This window comes from Stenotrophomonas maltophilia group sp. Smal12, from assembly GCF_037079935.1.
GTDB classification, from domain to species: domain Bacteria; phylum Pseudomonadota; class Gammaproteobacteria; order Xanthomonadales; family Xanthomonadaceae; genus Stenotrophomonas; species Stenotrophomonas sepilia.
In genome coordinates, this window is sequence record NZ_JBAWUK010000023.1 from 29,445 (window position 1) to 49,474 (window position 20,030).

15 protein-coding genes and 1 pseudogene are annotated in these 20,030 nt (G+C 67.1%); 1 reads left to right on the forward strand and 15 read right to left on the reverse strand.

Features of this window, described 5'->3' with window-relative positions; genetic code table 11:
• Window positions 1–14: 14 nt before the first annotated feature.
• Together phaZ and WDC87_RS11735 are read right to left on the reverse strand one after the other, a co-directional pair.
• Window positions 15–1,322, reverse strand: coding sequence for a polyhydroxyalkanoate depolymerase (gene phaZ / locus WDC87_RS11730; protein WP_252745324.1), 1,308 nt, complete (start codon window positions 1,320–1,322; stop codon window positions 15–17).
• A 93-nt stretch (window positions 1,323–1,415) separates the two neighbouring features.
• On the reverse strand, window positions 1,416–2,006 hold the full coding sequence (locus tag WDC87_RS11735; RefSeq protein WP_111008404.1) for a class I SAM-dependent methyltransferase: 591 nt from the start codon (window positions 2,004–2,006) through the stop codon (window positions 1,416–1,418).
• A gap of 187 nt (window positions 2,007–2,193) precedes the next feature.
• Between WDC87_RS11735 and WDC87_RS11740 the strand changes: the two genes are divergently transcribed.
• A complete protein-coding gene (locus WDC87_RS11740; RefSeq protein ID WP_053497082.1) occupies window positions 2,194–2,649 on the forward strand; it encodes a CopD family protein in 456 nt (151 codons plus the stop codon).
• A 275-nt stretch (window positions 2,650–2,924) separates the two neighbouring features.
• Here WDC87_RS11740 and WDC87_RS11745 read toward each other — a convergent pair whose 3' ends face one another.
• From WDC87_RS11745 to uppS, 13 genes and pseudogenes are all read right to left on the reverse strand, one after another.
• Window positions 2,925–3,884 (reverse strand): acetyl-CoA carboxylase carboxyltransferase subunit alpha, encoded by a 960-nt coding sequence (locus WDC87_RS11745; protein WP_072166817.1) that lies wholly within the window; start codon window positions 3,882–3,884, stop codon window positions 2,925–2,927.
• 113 nt (window positions 3,885–3,997) lie between these two features.
• Window positions 3,998–4,867 carry a hypothetical protein gene (locus tag WDC87_RS11750; RefSeq protein WP_252745323.1) on the reverse strand — a complete coding sequence of 290 codons (870 nt, stop codon included), beginning with the start codon at window positions 4,865–4,867 and terminating at the stop codon, window positions 3,998–4,000.
• A 56-nt stretch (window positions 4,868–4,923) separates the two neighbouring features.
• Window positions 4,924–8,511, reverse strand: coding sequence for a DNA polymerase III subunit alpha (dnaE, locus tag WDC87_RS11755; RefSeq protein WP_072166815.1), 3,588 nt, complete (start codon window positions 8,509–8,511; stop codon window positions 4,924–4,926).
• A gap of 237 nt (window positions 8,512–8,748) precedes the next feature.
• Complete coding sequence (locus WDC87_RS11760) at window positions 8,749–9,408, reverse strand: ribonuclease HII (RefSeq protein ID WP_252745322.1); 660 nt, start codon at window positions 9,406–9,408, stop codon at window positions 8,749–8,751.
• Window positions 9,405–10,568, reverse strand: a pseudogene (lpxB, locus tag WDC87_RS11765) (lipid-A-disaccharide synthase); the annotation flags it as partial. The pseudogene lpxB and the gene WDC87_RS11760, both read right to left, overlap by 4 nt.
• A 92-nt stretch (window positions 10,569–10,660) precedes the next feature.
• Complete coding sequence (gene lpxA, locus WDC87_RS11770; RefSeq protein WP_005415844.1) at window positions 10,661–11,452, reverse strand: acyl-ACP--UDP-N-acetylglucosamine O-acyltransferase; 792 nt, start codon at window positions 11,450–11,452, stop codon at window positions 10,661–10,663.
• A gap of 16 nt (window positions 11,453–11,468) precedes the next feature.
• Window positions 11,469–11,927: a 3-hydroxyacyl-ACP dehydratase FabZ gene (gene fabZ, locus WDC87_RS11775; protein WP_005415845.1), complete on the reverse strand. Its 459-nt coding sequence runs from the start codon at window positions 11,925–11,927 to the stop codon at window positions 11,469–11,471.
• The gene (gene lpxD / locus WDC87_RS11780) at window positions 11,924–12,946 is read right to left on the reverse strand and encodes a UDP-3-O-(3-hydroxymyristoyl)glucosamine N-acyltransferase (protein ID WP_301655197.1); all 1,023 of its coding nucleotides are present in this window, start codon (window positions 12,944–12,946) and stop codon (window positions 11,924–11,926) included. The genes fabZ and lpxD overlap by 4 nt, the downstream gene beginning before the upstream one ends.
• A gap of 435 nt (window positions 12,947–13,381) precedes the next feature.
• Complete coding sequence (gene bamA, locus WDC87_RS11785; RefSeq protein ID WP_053497093.1) at window positions 13,382–15,745, reverse strand: outer membrane protein assembly factor BamA; 2,364 nt, start codon at window positions 15,743–15,745, stop codon at window positions 13,382–13,384.
• 74 nt (window positions 15,746–15,819) lie between these two features.
• On the reverse strand, window positions 15,820–17,178 hold the full coding sequence (gene rseP / locus WDC87_RS11790; protein WP_252745320.1) for an RIP metalloprotease RseP: 1,359 nt from the start codon (window positions 17,176–17,178) through the stop codon (window positions 15,820–15,822).
• Between the two features lie 55 nt (window positions 17,179–17,233).
• Complete coding sequence (locus WDC87_RS11795) at window positions 17,234–18,424, reverse strand: 1-deoxy-D-xylulose-5-phosphate reductoisomerase (protein ID WP_072166812.1); 1,191 nt, start codon at window positions 18,422–18,424, stop codon at window positions 17,234–17,236.
• Window positions 18,425–18,426: 2 nt separating this feature from the next.
• Window positions 18,427–19,263: a phosphatidate cytidylyltransferase gene (locus WDC87_RS11800; protein ID WP_061480179.1), complete on the reverse strand. Its 837-nt coding sequence runs from the start codon at window positions 19,261–19,263 to the stop codon at window positions 18,427–18,429.
• A complete protein-coding gene (uppS, locus tag WDC87_RS11805; protein ID WP_049412139.1) occupies window positions 19,260–20,027 on the reverse strand; it encodes a polyprenyl diphosphate synthase in 768 nt (255 codons plus the stop codon). Before uppS ends, WDC87_RS11800 begins: the two co-directional genes overlap by 4 nt.
• Window positions 20,028–20,030 lie beyond the last annotated feature (3 nt).

Here is a 20,030-nt window from a genome sequence, read left to right on the forward strand (position 1 = left end):
CCCACCGCGGGGAGTTACCCCGCCTTTCGCCGCAACGGAGTGACGTTGCTCTTCTTCTTCGTGGCCTTTGCCGCCGGTGCCTCGGCATGCGCAGCGAAGAAGTCGCGGACCTTCGGGTACACCACTTCGCGCCAGCGACGGCCGCTGAAGATGCCGTAGTGGCCGGCGCCTTCGACGATGAAATGCTCGCGGCGGTCAGCAGCAATGCCGGTGCACAGCGCCTGCGCTGCTTCGGTCTGGCCGAGGCCGGCGATGTCGTCCAGTTCGCCCTCGATGCTCAGCAGCGCGGTATCGCGGATCGCCGACGGATCGACCTTCTCGCCATTGACCACCCACTCGCCACGCGGCAGCAGGAAGTCCTGGAACACCACGCGGATGGTATCCAGGTAGTACTTGGCCGGCATGTCCAGCACCGCGTTGTACTCGTCGTAGAAGCGACGGTGCGCGTCGGCGTCTTCCAGGTCGCCCTTGACCAGGTCGGTGTAGAAATCCCAGTGCGAACTGAAGTGGCGGCTGGGGTTCATCGACAGGAAGCCGGCGTGCTGCAGGAAGCCCGGGTACACGCGGCGGCCGGCGCCGGGATAGCTGGCCGGCACGGTGTGGATGACGTTGTTCTCGAACCACGACAGCGGGTTCTGCGTGGCCAGGTTGTTCACTGCGGTCGGGCTGCAGCGTGCATCGATCGGGCCGCCCATCATCACCAGGGTGCGCGGTGTCGGCTCGCCACGGCTGGCCATCAGTGAAACCGCGGCCAGCACCGGTACCGTCGGCTGGCACACGCTGACCACGTGCAGGCGTTCGACGCCCAGATGGCGGATGAACTCCTGGATGTAGGCGATGTAATCGTCCAGGCCAAACTCGCCTTCGTTGACCGGCACCATGCGCGCGTCCACCCAGTCGGTGACGTACACACGGTGGTCGCGCAGCAGCGTGCGCACGGTATCGCGCAGCAACGTGGCGTGGTGCCCGGACAGCGGTGCCACGACCAGCACGAACGGCTGGTTGAGCATGGTGTGCAGCTGTTCGGCTTCATTGCTGTGGCGCTTGAAGCGCAGCAGCTTGCAGAACGGCTTGCTCACTTCCTCGTGCACGACGATCGGCACGCGCTCGCCGTCGACCTCGATTTCGTTGATGCCCCACTCGGGCTTCTCGTAATCCTTGCCGATGCGGTGGAACAGCTCATTGACCGCCGCCAGACGATCGGCGCCGGGCATCTGCGACCACCAGTGGCCCGGGTTGGCGAAGAATCTGGCGTTGGCCTGGGCCTGGTGCACCCAGGGGGCGAGCAGGTTGCGGGTCAGTTCGTGCAGTTGATAGAGCATGACGACCGAATATGTATGGTCATATGTTGCCGCGCAGCATATCCCATCCGGGTGTCCCGCAGGTTAAGTTGGCTGAAAATAATGAATCCGGATTCACATCCGTTCCAGCGCGGCGGCATCGCCTGCCAGGGCGGGGCCGAGCCAGCAGTGCGACCCTACCGGCTGCAGGCCGTGCCGGGCCAGCGTCCGCCGATACCAGCGTGCTGGGCGGGCCTGGAAGCCGTCGTGGTCGCCTTCGAACGCGTCCTCGGCGGCGAAGGTCTCCAGGAAGGCCACACCGCCGGTCAGCTCGGCCACGCCGGACAGGCCGGCGCGCAGCTCGCGGTCGGGCACGTAGTGCATCACGTCCGAACACACCAGCAGGTCGACCGGGGCGCAGGGCCGCAGCCAGGCGAAGTCGCCGAAGCTGGCCAGGTGCAGGTTGCGGGTGCGGCCATAGCGGCGCACAGCGTACTCGCTGCTGTCGAAGCCCAGGTATTCGACCTTCGGACGCAGCTTCAGCAGCGGTGCGCGCCAGGCGCCTTCGCCGCAGCCGATGTCCAGCACATTGCGGATCGGTCGTTCGAGGTAGTACTCGGCACTGGCCACCGCCAGGGCAACCTTGCGCGCCAGGCGGGCGCTGCCGCCGATGTCGGCGCGGCGGTACCAGCGTTGGAAGTAGGCGGCGTCGTAGGTCTTGTCCATGGGGCGGTGCGCGATCGGGGAAAACGGTGCCTATCGTACGGCGTGGCGCCCCCGGGTGTGGCGGACCCGCAGTAGAGCCACGCCATGCATGGCTGTCCTGATGCGGCGATTGGACGCGGCAGCCACCCAGGAGGTGGCTCTACTGCGACAATAGGCGCCCATCTACGCCAGCCGCCGGAGCGAGCGCATGCAGAGCTACTACTGGGTCAAGACCTTCCACATCGTATTCGTGGTGGCGTGGATGGCCACGGTGTTCTACCTGCCGCGCATCCTGGTCAACCTGGCCGAGACCGCAGGCCAGCCGGCGGTGACCGAGCGCCTGCAGCTGATGGGCCTGCGCCTGTACCGTTTCGGCCACTCGATGTTCGGCCTGGCCTTTGTGCTGGGCCTGGTGCTGTGGCTGGGCTACAAGGTCATCCCGGATTTCCCGACCATGGTCGCGCCGGGCGGCGCTGGCTGGCTGCACGCCAAGCTGGGCCTGGTGGTGGTGCTGCTGGTGTATTTCAGCTGGATCGGCCGTCTGTTGAAGGGCGTGGCCAAGGGCAGGGCGCTGCCGTCGTCGCGCGCGCTGCGCTGGATCAACGAGATCCCGCTGCTGGCGTTCATTCCGATCGTGTGGCTGGTGCTGGCCAAGCCGTTCTGAACGGGGCGCGCAGCGCATCGCACAGATGCATCCACGCATGGCGTGGATCTACTGGGTGCAGCTGTGGCGTTTGATGTTCAGGTCCGCCATGAGCGAGCCGAGCATCGCAGGTGAAACAGGGGCGAAGAGGCGCCGATGTCTGAGCGCAGCGAGTTCGGCGCCGTCCCCTGATTCACCGAGAAGCGCAGGGAACCGGTGCGTGGCACCGGCTCGCGTTCGGCGGCGTGTTCTTTGGTTACTTTCTTGCACGAGCAAGAAAGTAACAAGCCGATGAATCAGGCCGCTTCGTACGTACCGTAACTGCGCAGGCGCGCGTAGCGCTGCTCCAGCAGCTGTTCGGTGGACAGCTTCTCCAGCGCGTCCAGCTCGTTCAGCAGCACGGCCTTCAGGCGCTTGGCCATCTGCGTCGGGTTGCGGTGGGCGCCACCGGTGGGCTCGCGCACGACCTTGTCGACCAGGCCCAGGCTCTTCAGGCGCGGCGCGGTCAGGCCCAGCTGCTCGGCCGCTTCCTTGGCCTTGCCCGCGTCCTTCCACAGGATCGAGGCGCAGCCTTCCGGGGTGATGGTCGAGTACACCGCGTATTCCAGCATCACGGTGCGGTCGCCCACGCCCAGCGCCAGCGCGCCGCCGGAGCCGCCTTCACCGATCACGGTGCAGATGATCGGCACCTTCAGCTCGGCCATCTCGATCAGGTTGCGCGCGATGGCCTCGGACTGCCCGCGCGATTCGGCGTCGATACCCGGCCAGGCGCCGGCGGTGTCGATCAGGGTCAGCACCGGCAGGCCGAAGCGCTCGGCCATCTTCATCAGGCGCAGCGCCTTGCGGTAACCCTCCGGCTTGGGCATGCCGAAGTTGCGCTTGATCTTTTCCTTGGTATCGCGGCCCTTCTGGTGGCCGATCACCATTACCGCGCGGCCATTGATGCGGGCCAGGCCGCCCATGATCGCCTTGTCGTCGGCGAAGGCGCGGTCACCGGCCAGCTCCTGGAACTCATCGAACATGACGCGGATGTAGTCGGCGGTATACGGACGCGACGGGTGCCGGGCCAGCTGCAGCACCTGCCACGAGGTCAGGTTGCGGAAGATCTGCGCGGTGCGCATGCGCAGCTTGTCCTGCAGCGCGTGCACTTCCGCCTCGACATTGACCGCCGGCCCGGCACTGGCGTTGCGCAGTTCCTGGATCTTGGCTTCCAGGTCGGCGATGGGTTGCTCGAAGTCGAGGTAGTTCGGATTCATCGGAAGCCGTCGTGTAAAGAAGGGGGCAATTCTAGCCGAATGCGTGCAAACCACCCGTACGCCTTCGTCTGGAAGGCGACGGTAGCGCAGCCGGGCAGGCGGCGCCAGTCAGCTCAGGGCACCACCAGGGCGCTGCGGCCCATCAACTGGCTGCGCCGGGAAACGAAGTCGTTGTAGGCCTCGTTGGCCTCCCGGCCCAGGCCGCTGCCCAGGGCGGCGGTAGCCGAGGTGAAGGCCATCTGCGCGTCGAAGTCCTGCTTGCGCAGGGCCTTCTGTTCATCGGCGGTGGTGGCCTTCAGCCAGCGGGCATAGACCTCGCGCAGCGGCGCGGCGTGCGCCTCGAAGGCGGGGTCGAGTGCCGGCAGGCTGGCCGGGGCCGGTTCCAGGCTGAACGCCGGGGCCACGTAGCCGGCCGGCTGTTCGCGCTTGAATGCACCGGGTTCGCCCATGCCTTCTTCGACGTAGGCGATGAAATCCGGTGCCGTGAACACCTTGGCCACGATCTGGCCGCCGCTGGCGTCGACGTGGGCCACCACCTTTTCCGTCGGGAAGGGTTCGCGCACGCCGTAGGTCCAGGTCTTGTCGATGAACAGTTCGTGGGTCTTCTCGAACGGGCCCTCGAAGTCGACGCCGCCCAGCTCGATGCCGGCCTTGCCGGTGCCGAAGTTCTTCAGCTTGCTCTCGTCGGTGACATAGACCTCGCGAGCGATCACGTACTCGCTCAGGGTCGGGTTGATCAGGCCGCCGCGGCCATCGACGTAGACGATGAAGCGCACATCGCCGAGCGTGTCGGTGTGCAGGCGATGCTCGCCAATGGCCAGCGAGACCGGGCGCGAGCCGTGCGCAGCCACTGGCAGGTCCTGGCCGTCGATGCTCAGCGCCAGCGGCGTGTCGGTCGGGTTGTCGATCTGGAACTCGATCTTCGACGGCGAGCAGGCGGCCAGCGCCAGTGCGGCAACGAACGGGAACAGCAGGGTCTTCATCGGCAATCGTCCTTGATGACTGGAACGGGAAAAACAGGAACACGAAGCAGCCAGCCTCAGCTGGCCCACGGCGGGCTGTAGCGCACCTTCAGCGTACGTACGGCCGGGTCGGCGCGCAGCGCCTCCATCAGCTTGGAATCGATGCGCACTGCGCTCTGCCCGGAGACATCCAGCATGCCGGCGACACCGCCGTGCGGGCCCTTCAGCAGCAGGTCCAGGCGCAGCGGCGTGCGCCCCGGGCGATGGCGGTCGAGCAGGGCATTGATGCGCTCCCAGACCGGGCGCTGCTGGCGCAGGTCCAGGCGCAGCGACAGCCGCGTGGCGTAGTTGGCGCACACTTCGTCGAAGTCCCAGCACTGGCGGATGCGCAACGCGAAGCCGCCGTTGAATTCGTCCTCACGCAGGCCACCCTTCACCACCAGGATGCGGTCCTTGGTCATCAGGTGGCCGAACTCGGCCATCGCATCGGAGAACGCGCTGCACTCCACCCGGCCGCGACCGTCCTCCAGCTGGATGAAAATCTGGCTTTCGCCCTTGCGGCGCACGCCGACCACCTGGCCGGCCAGCACGGTCTGCACTTCCGGGCGCCAGCGCTTCTCGCCGCCACCGCCGCCGCTGTTGGCGCTCCAGATTTTCTCCACCGAACCCAGGTCGTTGCCGACCAGATCGCGCACATCGTCGCGCCAGGGATCGAACGGGTGGCCGCTGAGGTAGAAGCCCAGCGTATCGCGCTCGCCGTTGAGGCGCTGCAGCAGCGGCCATTCTTCGGCTTCCGGCAGGTCCAGCTGGATCGAAACGGTGCTCGGATCGGGCCCGCCAAACAGCGAATTCTGCCCGGACGCACGCTCGCGTGCCATCTGGTCGGTGGCCTTGATCACTTCCGGCAGCTGCAGCATCAGCGAGGCACGGTTGCGGCCGAGTTCATCGAGCGCGCCACAGTTGATCATCGCTTCCAGCGTGCGCCGGTTGAGCTTGGCCGAGCCGACGCGGGTGCAGAAGTCCAGCAGATCCTTGAACGGTCCGCCCTTCAGTCGTTCCTCGACCACCGCTTCGCAGGCGCCCTGGCCGACGCCCTTGATCGCGCCCAGACCGTACTGGATCGTGTCCGGCGTGACCGCTTCGAACATGAAGGCCGACTGGTTCACCTTCGGCGGCAGCACGGTCAGGCCGAGGTTGCGCACCTCGTCGAGGAAGCCAACCACCTTGTCGGTGTTGTCCAGGTCCGAAGACAGCGTGGCCGCCATGAACTCGGCCGGGTAATGGCGCTTCAGCCAGGCGGTCTGGTAGCTGACCAGTGCGTATGCAGCGGCGTGCGACTTGTTGAAGCCATAGCCGGCGAACTTCTCCATCAGGTCGAAGATTTCGTCGGCCTTGGGGCCGTCGACGCCGCCCTTGGCTGCACCTTCGCGGAAGATCTCGCGATGCTTGGCCATTTCCGCCGGCACCTTCTTGCCCATCGCGCGTCGCAGCAGGTCAGCGCCGCCCAGCGAGTAGCCGCCGACGATCTGCGCCATCTGCATCACCTGCTCCTGGTACACCATGATGCCGTAGGTGTCCTTCAGGATCGCTTCGGTGCGCGGATCGGGATAGATGATCTCTTCCTGGCCGTGCTTGCGCGCGTTGAAGGAGGGAATCAGATCCATCGGGCCGGGGCGATACAGCGACACCAGCGCGATCAGGTCTTCGAAGCGGTCGGGGCGCGCGTCCTTCAGCAGGCGGCGCATGCCCGAGGACTCGAACTGGAACACCGCGCCGGTGTTGCCGTTGGCGAAGATGTCCTTGTAGGTGGGCGCATCGTCGAGCGGGATCGCGGCAATGTCGACCGGCGGAATGCCCGCGCGTTCGTGGCGCTTGTTGATCGCCTTCACTGCCCAGTCGATGATGGTCAGCGTGCGCAGGCCGAGGAAGTCGAACTTCACCAGGCCCACTTCTTCAACGTCGTTCTTGTCGAACTGGGTGACCGGGTTCTTGCCGAGCCCATTTTCGTCGTGTTCGGCGTACAGCGGGCAGAACTCGCTCAGCGGCTCGGGCCCGATCACCACGCCACCGGCGTGCTTGCCGGCGTTGCGGGTCAGGTCTTCCAGCTGCAGCGCCAGATCGATCAGGTCGCGGACATCGTCCTCGGTCTCATAGCGCTGGATCAGTTCGGCCGAGGCCATTTCCGAGCTCGGGCCTTCCTTGCCCTTGCCCAGCGCATCCTTCAGGTGGATGCCCAGGATGTTCGGGATCAGCTTGGAAACACCGTCGACCAGGCCATACGGGAAGCCGAGCACGCGGCCGGAGTCGCGCACCACCGCCTTGGCGGCCATGGTGCCGTAGGTGATGATCTGGCTGACGCGCTCGCGCCCGTACTTGCGGGCGACGTAGTCGATCACCTCGTCGCGGCGGTCCATGCAGAAGTCGATGTCGAAGTCGGGCATCGACACGCGTTCCGGGTTCAGGAATCGCTCGAACAGCAGGTTGTACGGCAGCGGGTCCAGGTCGGTAATCTTCAGCGCCCAGGCCACCAGCGAGCCGGCACCCGAGCCGCGGCCGGGACCGATCGGGATGCCCTGGTTCTTGCCCCACTGGATGAAGTCGGCCACGATCAGGAAGTAGCCGGGGAAGCCCATCTTGATGATGGTGTTGAGCTCGAACTCCAGGCGCTCGAAGTACTCCTCACGGGTCTTGCCCGGCGCCAGCGGATTCTTCTCCAGGCGCTCTTCCAGGCCGTCGCGCGACATCTTCTGGATCCAGGTGTCCAGGGTCTCGTCGTCGGGCACCGGGTAGTTGGGCAGGAAGTAGGTGCCCAGCCGCATCTCGATGTTGCAGCGCTCGGCCAGCGCCAGCGTGTTGTCGATCGCATCGGGGATGTCGGCGAACAGCGCGCACATCTCCTCGGCCGACTTCAGGTACTGCTGGTCGCTGTACTCGCGCGGACGCTTGGGATCGTCCAGCACGCGGCCGGTGGAAATGCACACGCGCGCTTCGTGCGCGCTGAAATCCGACGGCGACAGGAAGCGCACGTCATTGCTGGCGACCACCGGCAGGCCGCGCTGGCCAGCGGCCATCAGCGCGAACTGGTTGAAGGTTTCCTCGCCCTCGCGGCCGGTACGGGTCAGCTCCAGGTGCAGGCCATCGCCGAATACGCGCTGCCAGTCGGCCAGCTGCTGCTCGGCCAGTTCATGCTTGCCGTCCAGTGCCAGGCGCCCGGCCAGGCTCTGCCGGCCGGCCAGCGCGAACAGGTTGGCATTGCCGGCCTTCAGCCAGTCCGGGTGGATGGCCACGCCGCCTTCCGGGCGATGGCCTTCCATCCAGGCGCGGGTCAGCAGCCGCGACAGGCTCAGGTAGCCCTCGCGGTCGCGGCACAGCAGGGTCATCCGCCACGGGTCCTGGCCTTCCTCTGCGATCAGCACGTCGGCACCGGCGATCGGCTTGATGCCGACGCCTTCGGCGGCCTTGTAGAACTTGACCAGGGCGAACAGGTTGTTGAGATCGGTCACCGCCAGCGCGGGCAGGCCGAGCTCCACCGAGCGCGACAGCAGGTTGGCCTGCTTGGCCTTCTTCGGGTCCGCCTGGTCCGGCTTGGCCGGCACACGGATGGTGGAGTCCGCCAGCGAGAACTCGGTGTGGACGTGGAGATGTACGAAGCGGGAGTTGGACATGCCGGACCAGGTTGGAGCGCGCGGGCCCCGGGTGCTGACGGAGGTTCGTCGCCGGGGTCGGGAAGCGCTGGAATGCCCGGTCAGGGTAGCGAGGGCAGGGGGTTGCCACAAGGCTTGACAGGGGCACGGCGTGGCGCCGGATTCAGGCGTGCGGGAGGCCGCCTTCTGTAGCGCCGAGCCCATGCTCGGCTGTCCACAGCAGCCCAGCATGGGCTCGGCCCTACAACTCCAGCTGGCTCAGGCGATGGCCGCCGCCTGCGCCAGGTCCAGGCACTCACGCACCGGTGCGAAGCTGCGCCGATGCTCCACGCAGGGGCCGTGCTCGCGCAGGGCGGCGAGGTGGGCCGGAGTGCCGTAGCCCTTGTGCTGCTCGAAGCCGTATTGCGGGTGGCGGGCATGCACATCCTGCATGTAGCGGTCGCGCGAGACCTTGGCCAGGATCGATGCGGCCATGATTGCGCGGTCGATGCCATCGCCGCCGACCAGCGCCTGCGCCGGCAGCACCAGGCCCTTGGGCACCACATTGCCGTCGGTGCGGGCGAAGCCGGCCACATGGGCGACCGCTGCAACGACGTCACGCATGCCCTGCAGGGTGGCCTGGTAGATGTTCAGGCGGTCGATGGTGTCCACGTCCACCAGCACCACGTGCCAGGCCAGGGCGCGCTCGATGATGCGGTCATGCAGCTGCTCGCGGCGGGCAGCGGTCAACTGCTTGGAATCATCCAGGCCGTTGATTCGTGGCCGCGCCGGGTCGAACACCACCGCCGCCACCGCCACCGGCCCGGCCAGCGGGCCACGCCCGGCCTCGTCGACGCCGGCCACAAGACGCTCCGGCTCGACCACGGCCACGCCGTCGAACAGGGTCAGGCTGGCTGCGGCGGCGTGACGGCGGCTCATGCCTGGGCCTGGTCGCGCATCAGCAGCTCGCCGACGGCATCGGCGGCACGCGCCGAGGCGTTGCGTCGCAGGCGTTCGTGCAGGCGCACGTAAGTGTCCTGCAGGTCGCTCACCCGCTGCGGGTGGTCGAACCACTGCTGGATGGCCGCGGCCAGCCTGTCCGGCGTGCAGTCGTGCTGCATCAGTTCCGGTGCCAGGTCCTGCCCGGCCAGGATGTTGGGCAGGGCGAAGCGGTCGACCTTGATCAGGCCAAGCGCCTTCACCAGTCGATAGGTCAGTTCGTTGACACGGTAACCGACCACCATCGGCCGCTTCACCAGCATGGCCTCCAGGGTCGCGGTACCGGAGGCCAGCACCACCACGTCGGCGGCGATCATCGCGTTGCGCGCCTGGCCGTCCAGCACGTGCGAGTAGGCCACCGGCAGCGCCGAGCGCGACAGCTGTTCTTCGATCAGCTGCCTGCAGGCCGGGTTGGCGGCAGGCACCACCACATGCAGGCCCGGAATGCGTTCGGAGACCTGCCAGGCCGCTTCGAAGAACGGCTCGCCCAGGCGCGAGATCTCGCCGAGGCGGCTGCCCGGCAACACCGCCAGCACCTTGGCCGAGGCCGGCAGGCCGAGCGCGGCGCGTGCTTCCTCGCGGTTGCCCTGCAGCGGAATGTCATCGGCCATCGGGTGGCCGACGAAGCGCGCGTCGATGCCGTGCCGGGCATAGATCGGCGGCTCCATCGGGAACAGGCACAGCACCAGGTCGGCGCTGCTGCCGATCTTCTCGGCGCGCTTTTCGCGCCAGGCCCAGACTGACGGGCTGACGTAATGCACGGTGCGCACGCCGCGCTGTTTCAGCCAGCGCTCGATGCCCAGGTTGAAGTCGGGGGCGTCGATGCCGATGAACACGTCCGGCTGCCAGTCCAGCGCACGCTGGCGGAACGCCGAGCGCAGCTTGAGCAGGCGTGGCAGGTGGCGCAGCACTTCGGTCAGGCCCATCACCGCCAGCTCGCTGGCATCGTGCCAGGTCTGGCAGCCGGCGCTGCGCATGGCATCGCCGCCGATACCGGCGAACTCGGCATTCGGGAAGCGCGCCTTCAGTTCACGCACCAGGCCCGCACCGAGCAGGTCGCCGGAGGCTTCACCGGCAACCAGCGCGATCCGCAACGGGCGCTCGCTGAGCACCCGCTGTGCGGGATCGCTGCCGGCCATCGAGGCCAGCGGGATCACCGCGGCGCCGGCCGGCGCCTGGCCGGTCGAGCTGCTCATCGCAGCAGGGGCCTCTCGGCATGCTCGATGAAGTCCAGCATCGCCTTCACGTCGTCGCTGTCACGCGCCTGTTCGGTCAGCTGCACCTTGGCCTCTGCCAGCGGCAGGCCCGCAACGTACAGCGTGCGGTACGCACGCTTGATGGCCGAAATGCGGTCAGCGTCGAAGCCGCGCCGCTTCAGGCCTTCGCTGTTGATGCCACGCGGGCGTCCCAGCGAATCGGTGCCGACCATGGTGAACGGCGGTACATCACCATTGGTCAGCGCGCCCATGCCGAGGAAGGCATGCGCGCCGATGCGGCAGAACTGGTGGGCACCGGCGAAGCCGCTGATGATCACGTAGTCGCCCACGGTCACGTGGCCAGCCAGAGTGGTGTTGTTGGAGAACACGCAGAAGTTGCCGACATGGCAGTCGTGTGCCACGTGCGTGTAGGCCAGCATCCAGTTGTCGTTGCCGATGGTGGTGATGCCGCCGCCGCCGCCGGTGCCACGGTTGAGCGTGACGAACTCGCGGAACACGTTGCGATCGCCGATCACCAGTTCGGTACGCTCGCCGCCGAACTTCTTGTCCTGCGGCTCGCCACCGATCGCGGCATGGCCGACGAAGCGGTTGTCGCGGCCGATCCGGGTCGGGCCGTGGATGCTGCAATGGGGGCCCACCACCGTGCCGGCACCGATTTCAACGTCGGGGCCGATCAGGGTGAAGGCGCCCACCTGGACATCGTCGGCCAGGCGTGCGGCCGGGTCGATGACGGCGGTGGGGTGGATCCGCGGTGCGTTGTCAGTCATTGCTGCCTCCAGTGGATCAGCCCTTGGCGCCGGCACACATGACCTCGGCCGACGCGACGACTTCGCCGTTGACCTTGGCTTCGCCGTAGTACCAGCCCATGTTGCGGATCAGGCGCTTCATCTGCACGTCCAGCATCAGCACGTCACCGGGCACGACCTGCTTGTTGAAGCGGGCGTTTTCCACCTTGACCATGTAGAACAGCTTGGACTGCGCATCGCGGCCGAGCGTGAGCTGGGTCATGACACCGCCAGCCTGCGCCAGCGCTTCGATGATCAGCACCCCGGGCATGATCGGGCGGCCCGGGAAGTGGCCCTGGAAGAACGGCTCGTTGATGCTCACGTTCTTCTGCGCCAGGATCCGCTTGGCCTCGACGTCGAGTTCGAGCACCCGGTCCACCAGCAGGAACGGGTAGCGATGTGGAAGCAGTTCCTGGATCTGGCAGACGTCGATCGGAAGCTGCAGCGAATCGTTCATTCTTTCTCCTTGCCAGCAGCCAGAACGCGGCGAGCCAATGCGTCCAGCTGCTTGAAGCGCGCGGCGTTCTTGCGCCACGTGCGGTTGTCGGTCAATGGGGTGCCGGACGAGTACTCGCCCGGCTCATGGATCGAGTTGCGGACCACCGACTTGCCGGTGATCACGACCTTGTCGCAGATCTCGAGGTGGCCGACCACGCCAACGTGGCCGCCGAGCAGGCAGTAACGGCCGATCTTGGCGCTGCCGGCGATGCCGGTGCAGCCGGCAATGGCCGAGTGGGCGCCGATCTGCACGTTGTGGGCAATCTGCACCAGGTTGTCCAGGCGAACGTCCTCGGCAAGGACGGTGTCTTCCAGCGCGCCACGATCAACACAGGTATTGGCGCCGATCTCGCAGTCATCGCCGATGCGGACGCCGCCGAGCTGCGGCACCTTGATCCACTTGCCGGCGTCCATCGCCAGGCCGAAGCCATCGGCGCCGAGCACGGCACCGGGATGCACGCGCACGCGCTTGCCCAGCCTGACCCGGGTGACCAGGGTGACCCGTGCGATCAGCTCACAGCCGGAATCCAGGCTGCAGTCCTCGCCGATCACGCTGCCGGTGCCGATGATGCAGTTCTCGCCGACGACGCTGCGCGCACCCACCGAGACGAACGGGCCGATATGGGCGCTGGCCGCGACCTGGGCGCTGGGATCGATCACTGCGCTGGGATGGATGCCCGGCGGGCGGGTCGGCGCGATGTCGAACAGTGCGGCAATCTTGGCGAAGGTGGTGTACGGGTCCTTGGCGACGAGCGCGGCGCCGGGAGCGGACTCGGCGTCGTCGGCACGCAGCACCACCAGCGAGGCCTGGCTGTCGGCCAGCTGGGCGCGGTAGCGCGGGTTGGCAAGGAAGGTCAGCTGGCCAGGACCGGCATGGGCGAGGGTGGCCACGCCATGGATGGCGGTAGCGGGATCGCCATGGACCTGCAGGCCGAACTGCTCGGCGAGTTTCTGGGCGGTGTAGGTGGGAGTGTTCACGGCGGGAGTTTAACGTGTGACGCCATTTCGGTCATGCAGGGTCAAAAGCGGCGCCTGCCTGATGTCCCGGGGTGATGGCGCAGGGGGCTGCCCAGGACACGCCGTAAACCCATCCCTGGGGGCTCGATGGCGCCATTCATGGCGCCAACGGTCCTGGTCAGCCCCCTGCGCCATCACCAGATGATTTCACGCGAGCGCGGGAAGTAACGGCGGCGAGCAAGTAAAACGGAAACGCCGGGCAATGCCCGGCGCTTCGCGCCCCGTCTGGTGGAGAGCCCCCCTTTGTTAAGGGGGGCGCGCCCCTGGGAATCGCAGGAGCGATTCCCAACGTTGCTATGCAACGGCCCGAAGGGCGCATGCCATGGATGGCATGCGTAGCGGCGCGGGGGATAGGTGGAATGCGGGGGCAGTTCTGGCGAACCGCCCCGCGGTTCGTCAGAACTGCCCACCGAACGTGAATTGCAGGCGCTCGATCTTGTCATCGTCTTCCTTCTTCAACGGGAAGGCATAGCTGATCGAGATCGGGCCGACCGGGGCGCGCCACAGCAGGGCCACACCGGTGGATACGCGCAGCTCGTTGGCCTTGAAGTTGTCCACGCCGGTATACACGTTGCCGAAGTCGACGAAGGCCGACACGCGCGCCGACGGGCTGTCGAACAGGCGCGGGAAGTAGGCTTCCACCGAACCGACGGTCTTCAGCGAACCACCCAGCGGCTGGCCTTCCGGATAACCAGTGGTGACTTCGCGCGGGCCGAGGGTGTTGTCCTCGAAGCCGCGTACCGAGTTGGTACCACCGGCGTAGAAGTTCTCGAAGAACGGCAGGCCGCTGGCGGTGACGGTGCGGGTGGTGCCATCCGGATTGGTCAGCGTACGGGTGTAGTCCTTGCCGTAGGCATCGCCGTAGCCGATTTCGGCGCGGGTGTTGATCACCAGCGACGGCATGATCGGCCAGTACTTGCTGATCTGGTAGTTCAGCTTGTAGTACTCGATGGTCGAACCCGGCAGCGTGGTTTCCAGGCCCACGCGCTGGTAGGTACCGCGGGTCGGCATGAAGTAGTCGTTGCGCGAGTCGCGCGCCCAGCCCAGCTCGGTGCGCCAGGCATGGAAGGTGCGCTTACCGACGGCGTTGATGTAGTCGATGATCGACTGCGGGGTGGAGCCCTGGTAGGTGGTGATCTGGTTGCTGTCGATGCCGAACATCAGCGAGACGGTGTCGGTCTCGGTCAGCGGCACGCCGAACACCACCTGCGCGGCACCGTTGGTGCTGTTGTACTGCGCGGTGTTGAAGTCGGAGTAATCCAGTTCGCGCCAGGACAGGTTGTAGCCCAGCGACACGCCGTCATCGGTGAAGTACGGATTGGTGTAGCTGAAGCCGTAGCGCTGCAGGTAGCTGCTGCGCGAGGCTTCGACCGACACGCGGTTGCCGCCGCCGAGGAAGTTGTTCTGCGACAGCTGCACCGAGGTGGTCATGCCGTAGGACTGCGAGTAGCCCAAGCCGAACACGAAGCTGCCCGAGGTGGTTTCCTTGACGTTGTAGACGACGTCGACCTGGTCGTTGCTGCCGCTGACGGCCGGGGTCTCCACTTCCACCGATTCGAAGTAGCCCAGGCGCTGCAGGCGGATCTTGGAGCGGTCGATCGCGGCCTGCGAATACCAGCTGTTCTCGAACTGGCGCATTTCGCGACGCATCACTTCATCGGACGTGCGGGTGTTGCCGCGGAACAGGATGCGGCGCACCGACACGCGCGGGCCGGGCACGACCTGCATGTTGATGGCCACGGTCTGCTCGGCGCGGTTGGTGGTCGGGATCGGATTCACCTTGGCGAACGCGTAGCCGATGTTGGACAGCGAATTGGTGATGGTGTCCGAGCTGAATTCCAGCAGGGCACGCGAGAACGTGTCGCCGGACTTCTGGATCACCATGCGCTCGACGTCCTCCTGCGGGAGGATGGTGTCGCCGCTGACCTTGATCTCGGAGATCTTGTACTGCGCGCCCTCGGTCACGCCCGCGGTCAGGAACATGTCGCGCTTGTCGGGGCTGATCGAGACCTGGGTGGAATCGATGCTGAAATCGACGTAGCCGCGATCCAGGTACCAGGAGTTGAGCTTTTCCAGGTCGCCGGACAGCTTTTCCTTGGAGTACTGGTCGTCACGGCGGTACCACGACGCCCAGTTGTGCTCCTTGGACTCCCAGGTCTCCAGGATGTCCTTGCTCTCGAACTTTTCGGTGCCCACCAGGTTGACGTGGCGGATCTTGGCGGCCTTGCCTTCCTTGATGGCGATGGCGATGTCCACGCGGTTGCGGTCCAGCGGGCTCACCGTCGGGGTGATGTCGACGTTGTACTTGCCACGGTCGTTGTACTGGCGACGCAGTTCCTGGGTCACGCGGTCCAGGCTCAGGCGATCGAAGGTGCCGCCCTCGGTCAGGCCGATGTCGGACAGGCCCTTGAGCAGCTGGTCGGACTTGATGTCCTTGTTGCCGGTCACGGTCAGTTTGTTGATCGCCGGGCGTTCCTTGACGGTCACCACCAGGATCGTGCCCTGGCGGTCCAGCTGCACGTCTTCGAAGAAGCCGGTCTTGTACAGGGCGCGGATCGTCTCGCCGACCTTGTTGTCGGTGATCGTCTCGCCGCGTTCCACCGGCAGGTAGGTGAACACCGTGCCCGAGCTGATGCGCTGCAGGCCATCGACGCGGATGTCGCTGACAGTGAAGGGCTCGGCTGCCTGGGCCAGGGCGGGAGCGCCGGTGACGGCGGCGAGGGCGAGGGCCAGCAGGCGGCGATTGGGGAGTCGCGTCATGTCACGTCCGGTAGGAAGGTCGATTTCATTGGTGCGGGATGCCGACGCTGTAGACGGCAACAACGTGGAAAAGTTCATCGCGGGACCAGGCCGAGGATGTCGTTGTAGAACGCCAACCCCATCAGCCCGGCCAGCAACGCCAGGCCGATGTATTGGCCGGCGGCGATGGCACGCTCGCTCAGCGGGCTGCCCTTGACCAACTCGATAAGGTAATACAGCAGGTGGCCGCCGTCCAAGATCGGGATCGGCAGCAGGTTGATGATGCACAGGCTGAGCGACAGCAGGGCAAGGAACTGCAGGAACCAGTCGAGGCCGCGCTTGGCCGAGACATTGGCCACGCGGGCGATGGTGACCGGCCCGGAAACGTTCTGCAGCGAGGCCTTGCCGGTCACGATGCGACCCATCATGCCCAGCGAGTCGGCGGCCAGGCGGCCGGTCTCGCGCACCGCCACGGTCACCGCATCCAGCGGGCCATAGCGCAGCAGGGTGTCATAGGCGGGACTGTAGCTGGTGGGGAAGCCGACGCCGATCTGCCAGACCGGATTGCCCTTGCCGTCCTTGCCCTGGCGCGGGGTGACTTCCAGCGCCAGGCGCTCGCCGCCACGCAGGACCTCGATCATTCCCGGCCCGCCGGCACGGCCCAGGGCCTGGATCTCGCCGATCACCTGGTCGACGCTGTCGATGCGCTGGCCGTCGATGGCCACGATCAGGTCGCCTGGCTGCAGTTGCCCTGCCACCACGGAGTCCGCAGTCAGCGACTCCACTTGCGCCGGCTGCAGCCACGACTGCCAGTGCAGGCCAGCCAGGATCGGCACCCGCCGCTCATCGAAACCCGCCGGCAGCTGCGACAGCGGCAGGGTGCGCGTGCGTACCTGGTCGGCCGTATCCAGCACTTCCAGCTTCACGTCGCGGCGGTCCATCGCGGCTGCGGTCAGCGCCATGCTGGCCTCGCCGAGGGTGACCACCTGGCGGTCGTCCACGCGCAGCACGCGGTCGCCGCTGGCCAGGCCGGCACTGGCGGCGATGCCGCTGACACGGCCGATGGTGGGCGAGTAATCCTGCTTGCCGATCACGAACATCGCCCACAGCAGCAGGATGCACAGCAGCAGATTGGCGATCGGGCCGGCGGCAACGATCGCGATACGCTGCCAGACGGTCTTGTGGTTGAAGGCCTGGCCGCGCTCGTGCGGGTGCACTTCGACCTCGCGTTCGTCGAGGAACTTCACGTAACCGCCCAGCGGGATGGCGGCGATGGCGAACTCGGTGCCGTGCCGGTTGCGGCGCGACCACAGCGGCCGGCCGAAGCCGACCGAGAAACGCAGGATCTTGACCCCGCACAGGCGCCCGACCCAGTAATGCCCGAACTCGTGAAAGGTGACCAGCAGCCCGAGGCTGACGATCATCCACCAGACCGATCCGATGAAGTCAGTCATGCAGGCTCACAGTGGTGGGCAAGGGCGGCGGCGTCATGCTGGGCGAGGCGGTCGTTCAGGCGGCGTCGATGGCGTTCAGGGTGAGCTGGCGTGCCCGCTGGTCGGCGGACAACAGGACCTCCAGTGTATCGGCTGGCTGGGTCGGCAGTGTTGAAAGAGCGTTAGCAACCAGCTCCGGGATCGTCAGGAAACCGATCCGGCCCTGAAGAAACGCTGAAACAGCCTCTTCATTGGCGGCGTTCAGCACCGCCGGCGCGGTGCCGCCGGCCTGCATCGCCTGCCAGGCCAGCGCCAGGCAGGGGAAGGCGTCGGTATCCGGGGCCTCGAAATCCAGGCGGCCCTGGGCCAGCAGGTCCAGCCCGGCCACGCCCGATTCGATGCGCTGCGGCCAGCCCAGGCCGACGGCGAGGGTGGTGCGCATGTCCGGCAGGCCCATCTGGGCCAGGGTCGAGCCATCGACGAACTCGACCAGCGAATGGACCAGGCTCTGCGGGTGCACCAGCACCTCGATGCGCTCGCCGGGCACGCCGAACAGGTGGTGGGCCTCGATGACTTCCAGGCCCTTGTTCATCAACGTCGCCGAATCGACCGAGATCTTCGGCCCCATCGACCACTTGGGGTGGGCAACTGCTTGGGCGGGGGTGACCTGGGCCAGTTCGGCGCGACTGCGGCCACGGAACGGGCCGCCGGAGGCGGTCAGCAGGATCCGGCGCACGCCGGCGCCGTCGACACTGGCATCGCGCGAGCGCAGGCACTGGAAGATCGCGCTGTGCTCGCTGTCGATCGGGATGATTTCGGCACCGGCACGTTCGGCCGTCCGGGTCAGCAGTTCGCCGGCCAGCACCAGCGATTCCTTGTTGGCCAGCAGGATGCGCTTGCCGGCGGCGGCGGCAGCCAGGGTCGAGGACAGGCCGGCCGCGCCGACGATGGCCGCGACCACGGTATCGCAGGCATCGCTGGCGGCCAGCTGGTCCAGCGCGGCCTGGCCGGCATGGGCCTCGGTGGTGAGTCCGGCCTCGCGCAGGCCGTCACGCAGCTCGGCGAACAGCGATGCGTCGGCGATCACCGCGTGCGCGGGTCTGTGCTGGCGGCACAGCGCCAGCAGCGCCTGCACCTGGCGGCCGGCAGCGAGCACCGTGGCCTGGTAGCGGTGCGGGTGGCGGGCGATCACGTCCAGCGTGGAGGCGCCGATCGAGCCGGTAGCGCCGAACACGGCGACCCGGCGCAGGTCTGCAGCAGCATTCATGGTCAGAACCCGAAGATTTCCTTGCCCAGCGCGAACACCGGCACGGCGGCGAGGACGCCGTCGACCCGGTCGAGCACGCCACCGTGGCCCGGGATCAGGTGGCCCGAGTCCTTGGCGCCGGCATGGCGCTTGATCAGGCTCTCGAACAGGTCGCCCAGGACCGAGGCGAACACCGCCACCACCGCGGTGATCAACAGGCCGGGCAGGTGTGCGGCATCGATGCCAGCCAGCCAGCCCAGGCCGAGGGCCACGGCGACACCGGCCAGCAGGCCGCCGAACAGGCCTTCCCAGGTCTTGTTGGGGCTGATCCGCGGCGCCAGCTTGTGCTTGCCGAAATGGCGGCCAGCGAAATAGGCGCCCGAGTCGGCCGCCCACACCAGCGCCAGCGCAGCCAGCAGCCACAGGTGGCCCTGCTGGCCCGGCGGATCGCCGCCGGCATGGATCAGCACCAGCGCGGCCCACGCCGGCACGATGGCCAGGGTACCGGCCAGCATCTTCAGGATCCGCGAGGGTGCCGACGGCTGCGCGCCGAAGTTGAAGAAGCGCAACCAGACCAGCGCGGCCAGCCACCAGGCAACGCCGGCCAGCGTGGTTATCTGGAACAGGACCAGGGTGCTGCCATCGGCCCAGACCAGCAGCACCATCAGCAGCAGGTTCAGCACCAGCAGCACGGTGCGCGCCAGGGTGTCTTCGATACCGGCCAGCTTCAGCCATTCCCACAGGCCGATCAGCAGCACGGCGGCGGCGGCGGCGGCCAGCCATTGCGTGGGCAGCAGCAGGATCGCCGCAATGGCTAACGGCGCCATGATCAGCGCGGCAAGGACTCGGGTCTTGGTCATGGGCTGGAAGTCTCGGTGGCCAGTGCGGCAATCTGGGCGCTGGTCAGGCCGAAACGACGCTCGCGACCGGCATAGGCGTCGAGCGCCTGCTGCAGCTGCCCGGCGTCGAAGTCCGGCCACAGGGCCTCGGTGAACCACAGTTCGGTATAGGCGAGCTGCCACAGCAGGAAGTTGCTGATGCGGGTGTCGCCGCCGGTGCGGATGAACAGGTCCGGCGGCGGCAGGTCGGCCAGGGCCACCTGGCTGCCCAGCAGCGATTCATCGATCTGCTCGGGCAGAAGGCGACCGGCCGCCACTTCGACGGCCAGGGCGCGCGCGGCGCGGGCGATGTCCTGGCGGCCACCGTAGCTGGCGGCGATCGACAGGGTCAGGGTGGTGTTGTCGGCGGTGCGCTGCTCGGCCAGCTGCATGCGGCTGACCAGCCCGGCGCCGAAGCGCTCGCGTTCGCCGATGAAGCGCACGCGCACGCCACGCCGGTGCAGCTCGTCCACTTCGCGGTCGAGTGCACCGAGGAACAGCTTCATCAGCGCGTCCACTTCCTCCTGCGGCCGGCCCCAGTTCTCGCTGGAGAAGGCGAACAGGGTCAGTGCCGGGATGCCCAGTTCAAGGCAGCGCTCGATGGTGCGGTTGACCGCGCGCGCGCCGGCACGGTGGCCGATCACGCGGGGGCGACGGCGCTGCTGTGCCCAACGCCCATTGCCATCCATGATGATGGCAATGTGGCGGGGCAGGGAGGCAGGCAACGGAGGCGGGACTGAAGGCATCGA

Bases quoted from the DNA above. Each gene is read 5' to 3' on its own strand.
- phaZ (WP_252745324.1), bottom strand. From the start codon at position 1,322: ATGCTCTATCAACTGCACGAACTGACCCGCAACCTGCTCGCCCCCTGG.
- WDC87_RS11735 (WP_111008404.1), bottom strand. From the start codon at position 2,006: ATGGACAAGACCTACGACGCCGCCTACTTCCAACGCTGGTACCGCCGC.
- WDC87_RS11740 (WP_053497082.1), top strand. From the start codon at position 2,194: ATGCAGAGCTACTACTGGGTCAAGACCTTCCACATCGTATTCGTGGTG.
- WDC87_RS11745 (WP_072166817.1), bottom strand. From the start codon at position 3,884: ATGAATCCGAACTACCTCGACTTCGAGCAACCCATCGCCGACCTGGAA.
- WDC87_RS11750 (WP_252745323.1), bottom strand. From the start codon at position 4,867: ATGAAGACCCTGCTGTTCCCGTTCGTTGCCGCACTGGCGCTGGCCGCC.
- dnaE (WP_072166815.1), bottom strand. From the start codon at position 8,511: ATGTCCAACTCCCGCTTCGTACATCTCCACGTCCACACCGAGTTCTCG.
- WDC87_RS11760 (WP_252745322.1), bottom strand. From the start codon at position 9,408: ATGAGCCGCCGTCACGCCGCCGCAGCCAGCCTGACCCTGTTCGACGGC.
- lpxA (WP_005415844.1), bottom strand. From the start codon at position 11,452: ATGACTGACAACGCACCGCGGATCCACCCCACCGCCGTCATCGACCCG.
- fabZ (WP_005415845.1), bottom strand. From the start codon at position 11,927: ATGAACGATTCGCTGCAGCTTCCGATCGACGTCTGCCAGATCCAGGAA.
- bamA (WP_053497093.1), bottom strand. From the start codon at position 15,745: ATGACGCGACTCCCCAATCGCCGCCTGCTGGCCCTCGCCCTCGCCGCC.
- rseP (WP_252745320.1), bottom strand. From the start codon at position 17,178: ATGACTGACTTCATCGGATCGGTCTGGTGGATGATCGTCAGCCTCGGG.
- WDC87_RS11795 (WP_072166812.1), bottom strand. From the start codon at position 18,424: ATGAATGCTGCTGCAGACCTGCGCCGGGTCGCCGTGTTCGGCGCTACC.
- WDC87_RS11800 (WP_061480179.1), bottom strand. From the start codon at position 19,263: ATGACCAAGACCCGAGTCCTTGCCGCGCTGATCATGGCGCCGTTAGCC.
- uppS (WP_049412139.1), bottom strand. From the start codon at position 20,027: ATGCCTTCAGTCCCGCCTCCGTTGCCTGCCTCCCTGCCCCGCCACATT.